This is a genomic window from Aeromonas sp. 600774, assembly GCF_049175075.1.
GTDB lineage: Bacteria > Pseudomonadota > Gammaproteobacteria > Enterobacterales > Aeromonadaceae > Aeromonas > Aeromonas veronii_A.
The window spans coordinates 22,558-38,105 of sequence record NZ_JAAKUJ010000015.1 but is presented as its reverse complement, the minus strand read 5'-3'; the positions used below and the strand labels follow the sequence as shown (position 1 = coordinate 38,105).

Genomic DNA, 15,548 nt, shown 5'->3' with positions numbered 1-15,548 from the left:
GCTCCCTATCCGCAAGATTGAAATTCAGGAGTAAATGATGCCGATCCGTATTTTGCCACCCATTCTGGCCAACCAGATTGCAGCCGGAGAGGTGGTGGAGCGGCCCTCTTCTGTGGTGAAAGAGCTGGTGGAGAACAGCCTGGATGCGGGGGCCGACCGGGTCGAGATCGACATCGACAAGGGGGGCGCCAAGCTGATCCGCATCCGTGACAACGGCTGCGGTGTCGCCAAAGATGAGCTGGTACTTGCGCTGTCGCGTCATGCAACCTCCAAGGTGGCCACGCTGGATGATCTGGAAGGGATCAACAGCCTCGGTTTTCGTGGCGAGGCGCTCGCCTCCATCAGCTCTGTCTCCCGTCTCACCTTCACCTCCCGCACCGCCGAGCAGTCCGAAGCCTGGCAAGCCCAGGCGGAAGGGCGCGAGATGAGCGTCACCATCAAGCCTGCGGCCCATCCGGTGGGCACCACGGTGGAGGTGGTGGATCTCTTCTTTAATACACCCGCGCGGCGCAAATTCATGCGCAGCGAAAAGACCGAGTTTGCCCATATTGACGAGCTGGTGCGCCGCATCGCGCTCTCCCGCTTCGATGCCACCCTGATCCTGCGCCACAATGGCAAGGTGGTGCGCCAGTACAAGGCCGCCAATACCGTGCCGGAGCAGGAGCGACGTCTCGCCGCCGTTTGCGGCACCCCCTTCATGCACCATGCGCTGGCGGTAGAGAGCGAGCATAGCGACGTGCGTCTGTGGGGCTGGCTGGCAACCCCGGAGGGGGCAAGACCGCAGAACGACCTGCAATACACCTACGTCAACGGTCGGATGATGCGTGACAAGCTCATCAATCATGCCATTCGTCAGGCCTATGACGAGCTGCTGCCCGCTGACCGTTTTGCAGCCTATGTGCTCTATATCGAGCTGGATCCCCGTCAGGTGGATGTCAACGTCCACCCGGCCAAGCATGAGGTACGGTTTCATCAGGCGCGGTTGATCCACGACTTTATTTTTCAGGCGCTGTTTACTGCGCTGCGTCGCGAAGGGGTCAGCGCCGCTCATCAGGACACTCCGCTGGCCGAAACCCTGGTCGAGCTGCCGGTCAGCCCGCAGATCGAATATCCCGGTCAGGCTCCGCGTACCGAGTGGTACGGTGCCGAGCACAGCTACCGGGCACCTGCACAGGTGCGGGAAGGGAACGGTGGTGGTGCAGGCCGAGCCAGCAACTATCAACCGCCCGAGCCCCCAAGCCGGGAGGCGATGCGCGGCATGGGCGCTCTGCTCACTACGCTTCCTATCGCAGCTGAGGCTGCTCCTGCGCAGCCCACTGATCCAGTGCCGTCACCCAAACAGGGGGGATGTCGTGCCCTGACACTGGTGGAGCAGGCCTACCTGTTGATCGAGCGGGATAATCAGCTGGTGCTGCTCTCGCTGGTACGCGCCGAGCGGGTACTGCTGCGCCACTGGCTGCTGGAGACCTGGGGCCAGGGACTGGCTGCCCAGCCGCTGTTGCTGCCGGTCTCCTTCAAATTGCCGAAGAATTTGATCGCGCTGGTGACCGAGCAGGAACGTTTGCTGAAACGGATGGGGCTGGAGTTGAAAAGCGGGGGGCGCGACACCATGATCCTGACTCGGGTGCCGGCTCTGCTGCGCCAGACCGATCTGGTGCGTCTGTTACCCGAATTGCTGCAAATTATCGAGGGCGGATCTGACAGTGATGCTGGTCAGCAGGCTGAAGTATTATGCCAATGGCTGGTGGAGCAGGGGATAAGCCGCGAGAAGATATACGATTTTTCAACTGCCAGTCGTCTGCTGACGGAACTTGTAGCCGCTCACGCTGACCAACTGACAGATATTCGCATGGTACGCCCGCTTTCATTGGCGACCGTGCTGGAGGAGTTTGAACATGGCGAGTGACTTGCCGACCGCAATTTTTCTGATGGGGCCGACGGCCTCCGGCAAGACGGATCTCGCCATTGAACTGTGTCAGGCATTGCCTTGCGACATCATCAGCGTCGATTCTGCGCTGATCTATCGTGGCATGGATATAGGTACGGCCAAGCCGACTGCCGATGAGCTGGCACGGGCCCCGCACCGGCTGATCGACATTCTTGATCCCGCAGTGAGCTATTCTGCGGCCGATTTTTGCAAGGATGCCCTGCGGGAGATGAAAGAGATCGCCGATCGCGGCCGCATTCCGCTGCTGGTGGGCGGTACCATGCTCTATTTCAAGGCGTTGCTGGAGGGATTGTCTCCGCTGCCCTCCGCCGATCCCGCCATTCGAGCCGGGATTGAGGAAGAGGCTGCCCGCCTCGGTTGGCAGGCGCTGCACGATGAGCTGGTACGCATCGACCCGGTGGCCGGGGCGCGGATCCACCCCAATGATCCGCAGCGACTCTCTCGGGCGCTGGAGGTCTACCGCATCAGCGGCAAGACCCTTACCGAGCTGACGCAGGTGCAGGGGGAGGGCTTGCCCTATCGGGTGCTGCAGTTTGCCATCGCCCCGAGCGATCGTGCCTTGCTGCATCAGCGGATCGAACAGCGCTTTGACAAGATGCTGCAAGGTGGCTTTGAACAGGAGGTTCGTGCGCTGATGGCGCGCGGCGATCTGCACCCGGATCTTCCCTCCATTCGCTGTGTGGGTTATCGCCAAATGTGGGACTACCTGTGCGGTGAAGTGGGGTATGATGAGATGCGTTATCGTGGCATTGTTGCCACACGCCAATTGGCAAAACGACAGATGACCTGGTTGCGCGGCTGGCCCGACGTGACCTGGTTGGAATCTGGTGAGTCTGGCAATCTTGACCTCGTGCTTGCTCGCGCTGGTGCGGCTTGACACTCCCTGTATAATCAGGTTGTTATATTGATATTCGGTGTTTAAAAACAACAAACTATAAGGAAAAGAAAAATGGCTAAGGGGCAATCTCTCCAAGACCCGTTTTTGAATGCGCTGCGCCGTGAGCGGATTCCTGTTTCTATCTATTTGGTGAACGGCATCAAACTGCAAGGTCAGATCGAGTCTTTTGACCAGTTTGTTATCCTGCTGAAAAACACCGTGAGCCAGATGGTTTACAAGCACGCCATCTCGACTGTCGTACCGGCCCGTGCCGTCAATCATCACCAGCCCACTCCGGGTGGCGCGGCTGATGAACAGGGTGATGCCGAGGCGTGATATCCCTGGGCGAGTCGACTCGCCAACTCAGATTCATCATGATTCCTGTTAAGGAGCAAGCGCTTGTTTGACCGTTATGAAGCTGGCGAACAGGCCGTTCTGGTGCATGTCAACTTCAGTGATGAGGGTGAGCGGGAGGATCTGGAAGAGCTCAAGATGTTGGTGAGTTCTGCCGGTGTAAATGCGCTGGCGGTCATCACCACCAGTCGTAGTGCGCCCAGTGCCAAATTTTTTGTCGGCAGCGGCAAGGCTGAAGAGATCGCGTCCCAGGTCCAGATGCTGGATGCGGATGTGGTGATCTTCAACCATGCCCTGACTCCTGCCCAGGAACGAAATCTGGAACGTCTGTTCCAGTGCCGGGTGGTGGACAGAACCGGTCTGATCCTCGACATCTTCGCCCAGCGCGCCCGAACCCATGAAGGTAAACTGCAGGTCGAACTGGCCCAGTTACGCCACCTTTCCACTCGCCTGGTGCGAGGCTGGACCCACCTTGAGCGTCAAAAGGGCGGGATCGGTCTGCGTGGTCCGGGTGAAACCCAGCTTGAAACTGACCGACGTCTGCTGCGGGAACGCATCAAGGCGATTTTGCGCCGGCTCGACAAGGTAGCCAAGCAGCGGGAGCAGGGACGTCGTGCCCGCAACCGCAACGAAGTACCGACAGTTTCTCTGGTTGGTTACACAAACGCCGGAAAATCCACTTTGTTCAACCAACTTACAGCTGCCAGCGTGTATGCTGCCGACCAGTTGTTCGCAACACTGGACCCGACCCTGCGAAAACTGGTGATCCGGGATGTGGGTGATGTGATTTTGGCTGACACGGTTGGATTTATTCGGCACTTGCCTCATGATCTGGTCGCGGCTTTCAAAGCGACCCTGCAGGAGACCCGCGAAGCGGATCTGCTGCTGCATGTGGTGGACTGTGCCGATGAGCAGATGCAGGAGAATATCGACTCCGTGCAGCAGGTGCTGGCCGAAATTGAAGCTGACGACAGGCCTCAGCTGATGATCTGCAACAAGATCGACAAGCTGGCGGATCGTCCTGCTGGTCTGGAGCGAGATGACGAGGGGCGCCCATTGCGCGTCTGGCTGTCGGCTCAGACTGGTGAAGGTTGTGAGCATCTGTTTACGGCGCTGACTGAACTGCTGGCCGGCTCCATGGTGCACCACACCCTGCAGTTGCCACCCTCGGCAGCAAGATTGCGCAGTGCGCTTTATCAGTTGAAGGGCATTGAGCAGGAAGGCTTTAGCGAGGAGGGAGATTTCGTGCTGGAAGTCCGCTTGCAAGTGGCCGACTGGAACCGCCTCGTAAAGCAGGAAGGTGAGAGTTTACAACGCTTTATCAGACATTGATGTTCTGATAGAGGTGATATCCATCCGCAAGTATTAATGGAGACGCTGATGGCTTGGAATGAGCCTGGTAACAACGGCAAAGACCGTGACCCTTGGGGGAACAACGGCAAGAATCAGGGGCCCCCTGATCTGGACGAAATGCTGCGCAAGATGAGCCGTCGCTTCGGGGGCCTGTTTGGTGGTGGCACATCCGGTGGTGATGTCGGTCGCTTTGGTATCTCCATCGCACTGGTGATCGCTGTGGTGGTGTGGGTTGTCAGCGGCTTCTACACCATTCGTGAAGCGGAACGTGGTGCAGTGCTGCGGTTTGGCAAGTTTTCCCATATTGTCGAGCCGGGTCTGCGCTGGAATCCCACCTTTATCGACAAGGTGATCCCTGTGGATGTCGAGTCCGTGCGCTCCCTGCCTGCTTCCGGTTTCATGCTGACTCAGGATGAAAACGTGGTGCGGGTCGAGATGGACGTGCAGTACCGTGTCGTCAACCCCGAGCAGTATCTGTTTAGCGTAACGAATGCTGACGAGAGCCTGAGTCAGGCCACCGACAGTGCCCTGCGTTATGTTGTGGGCCACACCAAGATGGACGACGTGCTGACCACCGGTCGTGAGAAGGTGCGTCAGGAGACCTGGCAGGTGATTGATGGCATCATCGAGCCTTACCAGATGGGTCTGCAGATCGTCGACGTCAACTTCTTGCCGGCTCGTCCGCCGGAAGAGGTGAAGGATGCGTTTGATGACGCCATTGCCGCTCAGGAAGATGAGCAACGCTTCATCCGCGAGGCCGAAGCCTATGCCCGTGAAGTCGAGCCGAAGGCCCGTGGTCAGGTCAAGCGTCTGGAGCAGGAGGCGGAAGCCTACAAGTCCCAGATTGTGCTGAAAGCCCAGGGTGAAGTGGCCCGCTTCAACGAGCTGCTGCCCCAGTATCAAGCTGCGCCCGATCTGACACGCAATCGTATCTACCTGGAGACCATGGAAGAGCTCTATCAGCAGGCCAATAAAGTGGTGGTCGACATGCCGGCTGGCAACAACAGCATGATCTATCTGCCGCTCGACAAGTTGGCTGGCAAGCAGGCGAGCGTCCAGCAGGGGCGTCCAGCTGCTGCGCCGACCATCGAGTCCACGCCAGCTTCCAACGAGGGCGCCAACTCCACTCCGACGCCGCTGCGTAGCGGTGACCGCTTCAGCTCAGGGAGAAACTGATAGATGAAAAAGCTAGCTATTGGTGTAATCGCTGTCGCGGCCATGGTCTGCTTCTCCTCTGTCTTTATCGTTGATGAAGGCCAGAAGGGGATTGTGGTGCAGTTCGGCAAGGTGAAGCGGGTTGACTCCGGTGAACCCCGCCTCTATGAACCGGGCCTGCACTTCAAGGTGCCGCTCATCGACCAGGTTCGCAAAATGGATGCACGCATCCAGACCATCGACAGCCAGGCTGACCGTTTTGTCACCTCCGAGAAGAAAGACCTGATCATCGATTCCTATGTGAAATGGAAGATCGAGGACTTCTCCAAGTACTACCTGGCAACCGGTGGTGGCAACAAGTTGCAGGCCGAGGATCTGCTCAAGCGCAAAATCAACAACGGTCTGCGCTCCGAGATCGGTAATCGTACCATCAAGGATATCGTCTCCGGCGAACGCAGTACCGTGATGGAAGATGCTCTGATGAAGATGGCGCGCTCCTCCGAGCTCGGCATCAAGGTGGTGGATGTGCGGATCAAGCAGATCAACCTGCCGGTGGAAGTGTCCAACTCCATTTACCAGCGGATGCGGGCCGAGCGTACTGCCGTGGCCCGTGAGCATCGCTCCCAGGGGCGTGAGCAGGCCGAGATCCTGCGGGCCGATATCGATCGCAAAGTGACCGTGATGATCGCTGATGCAGAGAGTAACGCTCGTCAACTGCGCGGTGAAGGGGATGCGGAAGCCGCCAAAATCTATGCTGACAGCTACAAGAAAGACCCCGAGTTTTTCAGCTTCGTGCGCAGTATGGAGGCCTATCGCAAGAGCTTCGCCGGTGGCAATGACCTGATGGTGCTCAAGCCGGATAGCGAGTTTTTCCGTTACTTCAAGTCTCCTGAAGGCACCAAGCAGTAAGTGTCGGGAGTTGTTTTGCCAGGGGCCTGCTTTGTCAGGCCCTTTTATTTGTCTGCCAAACAAACGGGGTCAATGGTTTTTGACGGGAGAGGGGCAGAATGATGACATCCATACTGACGGGGCTGGGTCTGCTGTTGCTGTTTGAAGGGTTGGGGCCGTTTCTGATGCCAAGAGTGTGGCAGCAGATGCTGCGGCTGTTGAGCGAACAACCGGCGGAGCAGCTACGCCGTATCGGCGGCTCGCTGGTGGTGGCTGGCAGCGTGATCCTCTGGATGGTGAGTCGCTGAGTCTGGCGAAATGCACTGCTCAGCAGATAGCAGACAATAAAAAAGAGGCAGAAGGCCTCTTTTTTCATGCATGTCGTTTACTCAGGCACTGCGCTGCACCGCCATGTGGGCCAGTGTTTCCAGCGCCTGTTTGTGCGGGGAGTCAGGCAGGATGGCGAGCGCGGCAATGGCCTTGTCCGCCTCTTCCCTTGCGCGCATGCGGGAGTACTCCAGAGCACCGGTGCGGTCGAGAATGGCCAGGATCTGGTCGAGATGCTCCATGCCGTTGCGGTGCTCGATGGCATCACGCACCAGTTGGCGCTCTTCCGCACTACCCACTTCCATGGCGCGCAGCAGCGGCAGGGTCGGTTTGCCTTCGGCCAGATCGTCACCGACGTTCTTGCCCATCTCTTCGCTCTGGGAGCAGTAATCCATCACATCATCGATGATCTGGAAGGCGGTACCCAGATACTTGCCGTAGTCGGTCATGGCCTGCTCGACAGGCTCCGGCTGATGGGTCAGCACGGCGGCGAGACGGGTGGCGGCCTCGAACAGCTTGGCGGTCTTGCAATAGATGACCGTCATGTAGCTCTCTTCGGTGGTATCCGGATCGTTGCAGTTCATCAACTGCAGCACTTCCCCTTCGGCGATGGTGTTGGTTGCATCCGAGAGGATCTCCATCACCCGCAGGTTGGAGAGTTCGGCCATCATCTGGAAGGAGCGGCTATAGAGGTAGTCACCGACCAGCACGCTGGCAGCATTGCCAAACATGGCGTTGGCGGTCTCCCGGCCACGGCGCAGGTCGGATTCGTCGACCACGTCGTCGTGCAGCAGGGTAGAGGTGTGAATGAATTCGATGATGGCGGCCAGTTTCAGGTGATCCTCACCTTCATAGCCCAGCGCACGCGCAGCCATCACGGTCAGCATGGGGCGCATCCGTTTCCCGCCGGCGCTGACAATGTAGAAACCCAGCTGATTGATCAGACTAACGTCGGACTGGAGTCGGGCCAGGATCAGTTCATTGACCGCCGTCATGTCGGCGGCACAGAGCGCACGGATAGTCTGTTGGTCCATAAGTCTCGTAACGTGACAGCAGCAATAACTGCGATTTTAGTAATGGCAGGGATTCTACACGATTTCACAATGGGTTACAGTTAGGCGTTTATCCACGGCGGCAGATATGCGCACAAAATAAACTTTTTGCTAAATTGGCCTTGCCTGAGCAGATCGATTTGCGTAGAATGCCCGCCCATTGTTATAGGTTTTTGCGCATGTCTAGCCTTGAGCAAAAGACATGCCTTTACGGAGTTAATCAAATGTACGCGGTATTCCAAAGCGGCGGAAAACAACACCGTGTGGCCGAAGGTCAAATCGTTCGTCTGGAAAAGCTGAACGTTGAGACTGGCGCTACCATCGACTTCGACGAAGTGCTGATGGTTGCTGCAGGCGACACTTTTAAAGTAGGTGCTCCTTTCGTTGAAGGTGGCAAGGTTGTAGCTGAAGTTGTGGCTCACGGCCGTGGCGAGAAAGTGACTATCGTCAAGTTCCGTCGTCGTAAGCACCACCGTAAGCAAGCGGGCCACCGTCAGTGGTTCACTGAAGTCAAAATCACTGGCATCAGCGCTTAATTAGAGGAGTCCGATAGATGGCACACAAAAAAGCTGGCGGTTCATCCCGCAACGGTCGCGATTCTGAAGCTAAACGCCTGGGCGTGAAGCGTTTCGGCGGCGAAACAGTTCTGGCTGGCAGCATCATCGTTCGTCAGCGCGGTACCAAGTTCCACGCTGGTGAGAACGTTGGTCTGGGCAAGGACCACACCCTGTTCGCTACCGCGAACGGCAAGGTGCAGTTCGAAGTTAAAGGTCCGCTGAATCGTAAGTACGTTAGCATCGTTGCTGAGTAATTACGGACCGCAAGGATCCGAAGCCCCGCCAACAGGCGGGGCTTTTGTTTTTCCGAAATAATGACGAAAAAACGGAACGCAGATGACCCGGGTACCGAGATTGCCCGGAGAGGCAAGATGCGTATCGCCCGCAGGGGTCTGTACCACTATAATTGCGTATCGGTTTTTCGAATTAAGGTGACGGTTACCTATGAAGTTTGTTGATGAAGTCCAGATTCGAGTCGATGCCGGTGACGGTGGTAACGGTTGTGTAAGTTTTCGCCGTGAAAAATATATTCCCAACGGTGGTCCGGATGGTGGTGACGGTGGTGACGGTGGTGACGTCTATCTGGTTGCCGATGAGAACCTCAACACCCTGATCGACTACCGTTTTGAGCGTTTCCATGCTGCCGAGCGTGGCGAGAATGGCCAGAGTGCCAACTGTACCGGTCGTCGTGGCAAGGACAAGATCCTGCGCGTGCCGGTCGGTACCCGTGCAACCGATGACGATACCGGCGAGTTGCTGGGCGACTTGACTCACCACGAGCAGAAGCTGCTGGTTGCCAAGGGCGGTTTCCACGGTTTGGGCAATACCCGCTTCAAGAGTTCGGTCAACCGGGCTCCACGCCAGAAGAGCAACGGCACCCCGGGCGAAGTGCGTACCCTGAAGCTGGAGCTGCTGTTGCTGGCTGACGTCGGTATGCTGGGTCTGCCCAACGCCGGTAAATCTACCTTTATTCGCGCTGTTTCTGCCGCCCGCCCGAAAGTCGCTGATTATCCCTTTACCACCCTGGTGCCGAACCTCGGTGTGGTGCGTGGTGAGAACTCCCGCTCCTTCGTGATCGCCGATATTCCGGGCCTGATTGAGGGGGCAGCCGAAGGCGCAGGTCTTGGTATCCGTTTCCTCAAGCACCTCGAACGCTGCCGCGTGTTGATCCATCTGGTGGATATTTGCCCCATTGATGGCTCCGATCCGGCTGAAAATGCCGTGACCATCGTGCGTGAGCTGGAGAAGTACAGCCCGGAACTGGCTGGCAAGCCGCGCTGGCTGGTGTTCAACAAGATGGATCTGATCCTGGAAGAAGAGGCTCGGGAAGTGATGGATCGCGTGAAAGCCGCCCTCAACCACGAAGGGCCGGTCTACGCCATCACTGCCATCAGCAAGGAAGGGACCAAGAAGGTCTGCTACGACATCCTGGATCTGCTGGATACCATGCCCCGTCAGCTGGAGCAGGATGCCAAAGAGGCGATCGAGAAAGTGGAGTTCAAGTGGGACGACTACCACAAGAACCAGCTGGCTAAAGCCGAAGCGGAAGCGCTTGCCGCCTCCATGGCCTTTGACGAAAGTCTCGACGATGATGATTGGGATGACGAAGATGATGATGGTGTGGAAGTGATCTACGTCCGTGACTGATACCCTTGTCTGTCCATTTCATTGATAACCGGAGCCTGAACAGGCTCCGGTTTTTTTATGCCTGTCGAGTAGTGGCTCATTAGGTATATTTGTGATGCCACTTATTGCCTGCAGTTGATAACTGTTTATACTGCCCATCAAAATTAACAGTAATGAAACAATCGTCTGGCGATGTCGATTGAATCGATATGCGTTTCTGTATCTGATTGTTTTGATGGAAGGTTTACCTGTAAAAATTTTTATGCGCAGATTTATGCCTTATGGGCTTGTTTGTGCATTTTTTTGGAGTATTCTTGCGCCCGTTTTTCCGGTTAATGCATGAATACGCAGGTAGGCCGGGCTATGGAAAAGTAACATTAGGGCAGTCTTATCATGCTGGAAAAGAGTCTTGAAGCATCTGCGGTTAATACCCGCCGTAACTTGTTGATGTTTCTAATACCGTCACTGATCGGTATCTTGCTGTTCATGACGCCGGTCGTCTATGACGGTAACGTCACCATCCCCGTCGCAGTGCTGGCCAAGCTGGTGCAGCGGGTTTTTGCCGATTATCTGGTTGCCATGGTCAGTGCGGTGATCACTACCACCATGCTGATGACTATCATCACCTGGTTGTTCAAACCGGCGATTCTGGTGCGTAGACCATTCCTCAACAGCCTGTTCAACGTCTCTCCTTTCTGGGCCTGCGTGCGGGTGGTGGGTGGTATTTTCGTGCTGCTGACCTTCTTCCAGGTGGGACCAGAGGTGCTTTATTCAGGCGCAACCGGCGGCCTGGTGCTTAATGATCTGCTGCCAGTGCTGTTTTCAGTCTTCATTTTTGCCGGCCTGCTGCTGCCGTTGCTGCTCGATTTCGGGCTGCTGGAGTTTGTCGGCACTATGATGACTCGCATCATGCGTCCGGTATTCCGGTTGCCGGGTCGCTCTGCCGTGGACTGCTTTGCCTCCTGGCTTGGGGATGGCAGTGTCGGCATCCTGCTGACCAGCAAGCAGTACGAAGGGAAGTTCTATACCCAGCGGGAAGCGGCCGTTATTGGCACCACCTTCTCCGCCGTCTCCATCACCTTCTGTCTGGTAGTGATCTCCCAGGTGAAGCTGGAACACATGTTCGTTCCCTTCTATCTGACTGTCTGTCTGGCTGGGGTGGTTGCCGCTATCGTGGTGCCACGTCTGCCGCCGCTATCCTGGAAGAAGGATATCTATATCGATGGCGCTCCCCTGTGTCGCAAGCAGGAGGCGGTGCCCCACCAGCACAGTGTGATGAGTTATGGTCTCGAACGTGCATTGACCAAGGCAGAGCAGATGACCGGTCTCGGTGCCGTCGCCCGGGAAGGGGTGAAAAATGCGCTCGACATGCTGTTTGGCGTGTTGCCTGTGGTCATGGCGATCGGTACCTGTGCCCTGATGCTGGCCGAACACACCCCCATCTTCAACTGGCTTGGCGCTCCCTTCGTCCCCTTGCTGGAACTGCTGCAACTGCCGGAGGCGGAAGCCGCATCCAAGACTATCATGGTCGGTTTTGCCGATATGTTTATTCCGGCTGTGCTGGCTTCGACCATCGATAGCGAGATGACCCGCTTCGTCATTGCCGCCATGTCGGTGACCCAGCTGATCTATATGTCCGAAGTGGGGGCCCTGCTGCTGGGCAGCAAGATCCCGGTCAAACTGTGGGAGTTGTTTGTGATCTTCCTGATGCGCACCCTGGTTACCCTGCCGGTGATTGCCGGTGTAGCGCATCTGCTGTTCTAAGGACTACTCCATAGTGAAAAACGGTCAACCTGGGTTGACCGTTTTCTTTTCCGCGGTAATGGGAGAGCATCGCCCTTAGGCTGGTTCAGCCTCTAGTGACGGGACACTGGATAGTCAGGGAGTGGACCGTGTTGGCGATGCGATAGGGCTTGGCCGCCTTGTAGACCTTCTTATCTTCGTCGTAGCTTCCTCCCAGATACTGGGTGCTGTATAGCGTCTGCTGGCGGCGATCTGTCTCCTTGTAGCCCTGTGGGCAGGTCTGGTTGGCTTGCTGAAAGCAGGCCGTCATGCTGCTGCACTCTATGTAGAAGCCGAGCTGGCCCTTATCGGCAAGGCGCACCGGGGTGACGGTGGGGGTGGGGGGAGACAACAGGGAGCAGCCGGAGAGCGTCAGCGCGCCCAGCAGAACGAGATGTTTTGACATAGATAACCTGAACAGTGTGGTGTGACAAAGAGTGAGGGGGAGTCTATTGCTCCCCCTTCGCTATAGGGGCACCGTTATAACCAGCCCGGGGCGTTCAGGCCAGCCCGCAAATGTAAGAAGATATGACCCAGCTAGGCCTGTGCGGCCAGCAGTGCGGTTTCATCCACCTGATCCAGTTGGGCGGTCTCGAGGAAGCGTCTGGCGTAATCGCGCCAGATACCGCTGCTGACAAACAGAACGAACAGATCCGGGTCGATATGCTGTTCACGTACCATGCTCTGCATGATGGCAAGAGCCTGGGAGACCGTCTTGCCAGATTTGTAGGGGCGATCACTGGCGGTCAGAGCCTCGAAAATATCGGCGATAGCCATGATGCGGGCTGGTACGCTCATCTGTGCTCCGGTCAGCTGGCGTGGGTAACCCTTGCCATCCATCCGCTCGTGATGACCGCCGGCAATCTCTGGCACGCAGCGCAGATGACGGGGGAAGGGGAGGTGCTCCAGCATGCGTATGGTCTGGATGATGTGCTCGTTGATCTTGTAGCGCTCCTCCTCGGTGAGGGTTCCCCTGCTGATGGCAAGGTTGTATCTCTCCCCCCGGTTGTAGAGATGGTGCGGTACCTTGACCTTGAAGCCCCAGGGATTGTGCTCGTCGAACCGATCTCCATCCGGACGAGGCACAAGGTGCCAGCACTTGTCGGCCAGCAGTGGCTCGAGGCAGGGCAACTCGGGAGACGGTTCTTTCTGACGCAGCTTGAGCTCCTCCCGGCTGATGCCGAGTCGATCGTCCAGGGTGCGCAGCCAGGTGCGGCTGGCGATGGCGTCGAGCCGTTCAATCTTCTCGGGGGCCATCCACTCGCCGCCCAGATTGCACTCGGCGATGAAGGCAAACTCCTGATCCAGTTCGGCCCAGCGCGGGGCTGCTTCTTCCCGGCAGGCACTTCTGATCTCTGATGACAGGCGGGCTGCGAGGCACTCGATATAGACATCCCGCTTGAGTACTTCAAAACGGGTGCGGATCTCGTGGATCCGGTCGTAGAGGGTCTCCAGTTTGGTAGCCTTGTCGACCACGAACTCCGGGGTGGTCACCTTGCCACAGTCATGTAGCCAGCTGGCGATATGGATGGCTTCCCACTCCTCCTCGTTGAGACTGAAATCGGCAAAGGGGCCCTGTCGCTGGGCGCAGGCTGCCTCGGTCAGCATCTTGGTCAGCTCGGGCACACGTTGGCAGTGGCCGCCGGTGTAGGGGCTCTTGGCGTCGATGGCGCCGGCCATCAGCTCGATAAAGGATTCGAGCAGCTGTTTTTGCTCCTCCAGCAGGCGCTGGTTCTCGATGGCGGAGGCCGAAGTGCCCGCCAGCGCCTCGATCAGGCTGATGCGCGATGCCAGCTCCTGTTCGCTGCAGTGTGGCAGGATCAGCAGGAGGTAGCCGATCAGCTCCTGACGATGGTTGCAGAGCGGCTCAGCTACCAGCTGGCATAGGCCGGGAAAGGAACCCCAACTGTCCAGGTGTTGCCTCCAGGCCGCCTCATCCAGGCTGAGGGAGATGCGCTGGGAAGTGGCCAGGCCGGATAGCAATGGTTGTGGCCAGGGAACCTGCCCTAGGGGCAGTTCGGTTTGCTGCCAGCGGGCCTGGACCGGCTGCATCTTTTGCTGTTGGGCCAGGTAGAGGCATCCCCCTTTTGCCTGTACCGCGGCGATGGTTTCATGCAGGATGCGGCTTAGCAGGGAGTCGACGCGGTGCTCTGCAGCCAGTGCTCTACCCATGTTCATGAAGTTGCCGAGGGTTTGGCGCATGCCGGACATGGTGCGCGCAAGGTCATCTATTTCCCGGATGGCTGATTCAGGAACCTGACCCTCGCCAAAGTCGAAACGCTGGATCCGCTCAGCCTCACGGGTCAGGGCCAGCAGCGGGGTAGCGGTACGGCGGGAGACCAGCCAGATCACCGGCAGCAACAACAGCAGGCTGCCCAGCGCCCATGCCACATTGACCAGCGCTTCGTTGCGTGCCTGCTGATAAAGCAGATCTGCCGAGAGCAGCAGGGCGACGTAAAAAGGGGTGTCCTTGCCGAGGGGAGAGATATAGACCAGCCACTCTTGTTCTTCCCCTGTGGTCAGGGTCAGCTCCTGGGGAGTACCATCCAGCAGCACAGGCGTTCTCTCTAGCCTAGTTTTCAGCTCGGCCATGACTGGGCTGCCCAGAGCCGTGATCGCTGGCAGCCGGGTCAGCTGATCATAGGCTGGCAGATGTACAGGGTCGGCCGCCAGCAGTGTCGCGGAGCGATCGAACAACACTACCTGGCTTTGGAGCGGCAACTGCAGCTCGCCAATCAAGGCCGAGAGCCCCTCGACACTGGCATCCAGCCCGATCACGGCGCGTTGGCTATGGCTGGTGACAGCCAGCGTCATGCCTGGCTCCCTGGTGGTAAAAAAGAGATAGGGGGTGGTGGCGACAATCTTTGATGAACCGCGAGCCAGCCGGTACCAGTCGCGGCTGCGGGGATCGAATCGATAATCCGCCATGGCTCGCCGTGCCAAAAGTTGCAGCTGCTCGTCAAAATAGAGGAACTCTCCCCGCCCGCTACTCAGGCTCTGAACCAGCAACTGGCTGCCTTCAGGCACAGCCTGCAACGTGGCCCGGGCCCGTTCCGTGAGTTTTCGTACCAGAAAGAAATCGCCACTCTCATAGCCGATGTAGACGGCACCATAGCTGTCGCGATTGGCCAGGATCTCTGCCAACTGCGGCAGATACTCCAGTCGGCTTGCCAGATCACTCATGTCGGCCAGTCGGCTGCTGGCTAGCAGGCTGAGGGACATGCGGGCTGGCTGCTCGTTCAATTGCAGAGCGAGGGCCAGCTGTTCCCGGTACTGTTTGAAGTTGTGGCGCTCATGTTCCAGCATCTGGCGAGAGCCCTGCTGGAACTGCAGCAGAATCAGCAGCATGCCCAGCACACTGAACAGCAGGGTAAACAGGGTGGCAATGTGAACGTAGAAGGGCTTGCGCCCGGATCTGGCAGTGATCATGGACATTTCCTTGTCACAGTGATGCTTGCGGAGACGATCTGTCAGCAGTGTGTCAATACGATAACAGAAATGACAATAATGGCCTGATATCTGTGCTTTTCCATGGTTGCCCACTGCCAGGCAGAGCTTGGCAGGAGATAGTGATTCATTCAGGTATCCCGTGCTACATTGCCCCACTTGTTACTGGTCTGTAAATCAAT

The 15,548-nt window shown here is 57.6% G+C and carries 14 protein-coding genes; 11 read left to right on the top strand and 3 right to left on the bottom strand.

Features of this window, described 5'->3' with window-relative positions:
• Positions 1-37: 37 nt before the first annotated feature.
• The 7 genes from mutL (at position 38) to G5171_RS16490 (ending at position 6,883) form a co-directional block, all read left to right on the top strand.
• Positions 38-1,906 (top strand): DNA mismatch repair endonuclease MutL, encoded by a 1,869-nt coding sequence (gene mutL, locus G5171_RS16520; RefSeq protein ID WP_421251603.1) that lies wholly within the window; start codon positions 38-40, stop codon positions 1,904-1,906.
• Positions 1,896-2,825, top strand: coding sequence for a tRNA (adenosine(37)-N6)-dimethylallyltransferase MiaA (gene miaA, locus G5171_RS16515; protein ID WP_421251602.1), 930 nt, complete (start codon positions 1,896-1,898; stop codon positions 2,823-2,825). The genes mutL and miaA overlap by 11 nt, the downstream gene beginning before the upstream one ends.
• Before the next feature lie 72 nt (positions 2,826-2,897).
• A complete protein-coding gene (gene hfq / locus G5171_RS16510; RefSeq protein WP_005339045.1) occupies positions 2,898-3,161 on the top strand; it encodes an RNA chaperone Hfq in 264 nt (87 codons plus the stop codon).
• A gap of 63 nt (positions 3,162-3,224) precedes the next feature.
• Positions 3,225-4,511 carry a ribosome rescue GTPase HflX gene (gene hflX, locus G5171_RS16505; RefSeq protein ID WP_421172861.1) on the top strand — a complete coding sequence of 429 codons (1,287 nt, stop codon included), beginning with the start codon at positions 3,225-3,227 and terminating at the stop codon, positions 4,509-4,511.
• 48 nt (positions 4,512-4,559) lie between these two features.
• Positions 4,560-5,708: an FtsH protease activity modulator HflK gene (gene hflK, locus G5171_RS16500; RefSeq protein ID WP_319919773.1), complete on the top strand. Its 1,149-nt coding sequence runs from the start codon at positions 4,560-4,562 to the stop codon at positions 5,706-5,708.
• 3 nt (positions 5,709-5,711) lie between these two features.
• Positions 5,712-6,596 carry a protease modulator HflC gene (gene hflC, locus G5171_RS16495; protein ID WP_421222473.1) on the top strand — a complete coding sequence of 295 codons (885 nt, stop codon included), beginning with the start codon at positions 5,712-5,714 and terminating at the stop codon, positions 6,594-6,596.
• 98 nt (positions 6,597-6,694) lie between these two features.
• Positions 6,695-6,883, top strand: coding sequence for a DUF2065 domain-containing protein (locus G5171_RS16490; RefSeq protein WP_421251601.1), 189 nt, complete (start codon positions 6,695-6,697; stop codon positions 6,881-6,883).
• 81 nt (positions 6,884-6,964) lie between these two features.
• On the opposite strand, the gene ispB is transcribed toward G5171_RS16490, so the two are convergent.
• Entirely contained in the window at positions 6,965-7,936 is a 972-nt protein-coding gene (gene ispB / locus G5171_RS16485) for an octaprenyl diphosphate synthase (protein ID WP_421222476.1), read from the bottom strand.
• Between the two features lie 242 nt (positions 7,937-8,178).
• On the opposite strand from ispB, the gene rplU reads away from it, so the two are divergent.
• The 4 genes from rplU (at position 8,179) to G5171_RS16465 (ending at position 11,901) form a co-directional block, all read left to right on the top strand.
• Positions 8,179-8,490, top strand: coding sequence for a 50S ribosomal protein L21 (gene rplU, locus G5171_RS16480; RefSeq protein WP_421260437.1), 312 nt, complete (start codon positions 8,179-8,181; stop codon positions 8,488-8,490).
• A 17-nt stretch (positions 8,491-8,507) separates the two neighbouring features.
• Positions 8,508-8,765 carry a 50S ribosomal protein L27 gene (rpmA, locus tag G5171_RS16475; protein ID WP_005304202.1) on the top strand — a complete coding sequence of 86 codons (258 nt, stop codon included), beginning with the start codon at positions 8,508-8,510 and terminating at the stop codon, positions 8,763-8,765.
• 190 nt (positions 8,766-8,955) lie between these two features.
• The gene (cgtA, locus tag G5171_RS16470) at positions 8,956-10,158 is read left to right on the top strand and encodes an Obg family GTPase CgtA (protein ID WP_421260436.1); all 1,203 of its coding nucleotides are present in this window, start codon (positions 8,956-8,958) and stop codon (positions 10,156-10,158) included.
• Positions 10,159-10,530: 372 nt separating this feature from the next.
• A complete protein-coding gene (locus tag G5171_RS16465) occupies positions 10,531-11,901 on the top strand; it encodes a YjiH family protein (RefSeq protein WP_216952929.1) in 1,371 nt (456 codons plus the stop codon).
• A gap of 85 nt (positions 11,902-11,986) precedes the next feature.
• On the opposite strand, the gene G5171_RS16460 is transcribed toward G5171_RS16465, so the two are convergent.
• Both G5171_RS16460 and G5171_RS16455 read right to left on the bottom strand, forming a co-directional pair.
• A complete protein-coding gene (locus G5171_RS16460) occupies positions 11,987-12,325 on the bottom strand; it encodes a hypothetical protein (protein ID WP_421210008.1) in 339 nt (112 codons plus the stop codon).
• Between the two features lie 131 nt (positions 12,326-12,456).
• A complete protein-coding gene (locus tag G5171_RS16455; RefSeq protein WP_421260435.1) occupies positions 12,457-15,348 on the bottom strand; it encodes an HD domain-containing phosphohydrolase in 2,892 nt (963 codons plus the stop codon).
• Between the last annotated feature and the right edge of the window lie 200 nt (positions 15,349-15,548).